Annotated in this window: 3 protein-coding genes and 1 tRNA gene; 3 read left to right on the top strand and 1 reads right to left on the bottom strand. The window is 40.5% G+C overall.

The window, feature by feature from the left end:
• Both AC1DUA_RS37525 and AC1DUA_RS37520 read left to right on the top strand, forming a co-directional pair.
• Nucleotides 1-126 (top strand): alpha/beta-type small acid-soluble spore protein (locus AC1DUA_RS37525; protein ID WP_477504560.1); only part of this gene is annotated, 126 nt, incomplete at its 5' end.
• 197 nt (nt 127-323) lie between these two features.
• Nucleotides 324-617, top strand: a complete 294-nt coding sequence (locus AC1DUA_RS37520) for a hypothetical protein (RefSeq protein ID WP_477504559.1) — start codon at nt 324-326, stop codon at nt 615-617.
• 70 nt (nt 618-687) lie between these two features.
• Here the strand turns inward: AC1DUA_RS37520 and AC1DUA_RS37515 are convergent, their stop codons facing one another.
• A complete protein-coding gene (locus AC1DUA_RS37515) occupies nt 688-882 on the bottom strand; it encodes a hypothetical protein (protein WP_079420361.1) in 195 nt (64 codons plus the stop codon).
• A gap of 373 nt (nt 883-1255) precedes the next feature.
• Here AC1DUA_RS37515 and AC1DUA_RS37510 point away from each other — a divergent pair.
• Nucleotides 1256-1328: transfer RNA gene (locus AC1DUA_RS37510), tRNA-Val, on the top strand.
• Nucleotides 1329-1421: the final 93 nt, after the last annotated feature.

The raw sequence follows: 1421 nt of genomic DNA, 5'->3' as shown, positions 1-1421 counted from the left end.
GTCCCTCTCTCCCCTACTGGCTACAACGGTAATTTGACAACTCGTGATGCTGGCGCGATCGGCGGAAACATCACGAAGCGTTTGGTACAAATCGCTGAACAACAACTTTCAAGCTTCAAACGTTAACCCTTCGATGTAAGAGTAAACTCCAAAAGACTGATTTCACTCGATCCTCCTTAGAGTGACCATCAGTCTTTTTTCTTTTTCTTCAATATCGTCATCTGTTCCTTCGATATCCTCACCACTTTTAACTCGCATATTCTATTCAGATTACCTCTCTAGTATGATGGCTTTATCCCTTACATACTAAAGGAGTGGTAACCATGACTGAACAACAATATGAAATTTTTCGTGATCCGTACCGCATGCTTATTTTATTGGCTACATTAGTCAGCGAACAACAAGGTGAACAAGCGCTGGAGTTTGACAACGTACCCTTCTTCGAGAATGACACCTTCCTCATCCAGCACGACAAGTTTATTTACAAAAAAGCGCAAACAGAAATCACCTGGTTTCAATTCCTAGGGAGGGACATTGCCTGCAACAAAGACTACACCCGTGAGGAATATAACAAAATGTTCGTTGATTGCCTGGCTTCCCTTTATAACATTGCCTAGTTAACCTAGAAAAGTAAAAAGCGCTGCTTAGGAAGGAAGTCCCCTCCTTGACAGCGCTTTTTGGCATGAGTTATTTCTTTTTCACTTCTTCTACAAATACATCGCTTGCATCACGATTACTTCCTAGCTCAAGAATTGTATATTTCTTATCGCCAATCATGATCACGTCTTCTACTTCTGGAAGCGGATCACCCAAATATACGGTACCTAGATATACATTACTGCTTTTCAAACGCAAATTCCATCGATGCTGCTGCTTCGTCATTCCTGTTCCTCCCAAACTCTAATGACACCAAGTTACCATAAATCCCGCTAATATGAAAGTCCTATATCAAAGCGCTGACTTTTTTGATATATTAGTGACATGATTGAGCAGAAAGGTTGACTAATCCATGACAACGCAAGGCGTAACTGAAGATGAGCTTTCAATCCTTCTAGGGAAAGGTCACACAGCATCCTTAGAAGCTTCCTCTAATGAACTTTCCTTTATGCCCAGGTCCAAAAAGAGGCGTAAAACTTACCATATTCTCACTAAGCTTTTTCGTCTTTGGCGCAACTAATCTGTTTACAAAATAACCATCTTATGTATTGACACACTTGAAAATTCTTGGTATATTACTAATTGTCTTCACAAAAACGACTTGTTAGCTCAGCTGGGAGAGCACTATCTTGACAGGGTAGGGGTCAGTGGTTCGAGCCCACTACAGGTCATACCGTAAAAGCCTTGTATATCAAGGCTTTTTTTGTTTTTAATAACCATTTTTTCACCACTTAATGTTGGATTTATCCCTAATGGTCACATAC

The organism is Paenibacillus sp. 01T422 (genome assembly GCF_056398785.1).
This window is presented reverse-complemented; position numbering and strand designations above follow the sequence as displayed.

Bases quoted from the DNA above. Each gene is read 5' to 3' on its own strand.
- AC1DUA_RS37515 (WP_079420361.1), bottom strand. From the start codon at position 882: ATGACGAAGCAGCAGCATCGATGGAATTTGCGTTTGAAAAGCAGTAAT.
- AC1DUA_RS37520 (WP_477504559.1), top strand. From the start codon at position 324: ATGACTGAACAACAATATGAAATTTTTCGTGATCCGTACCGCATGCTT.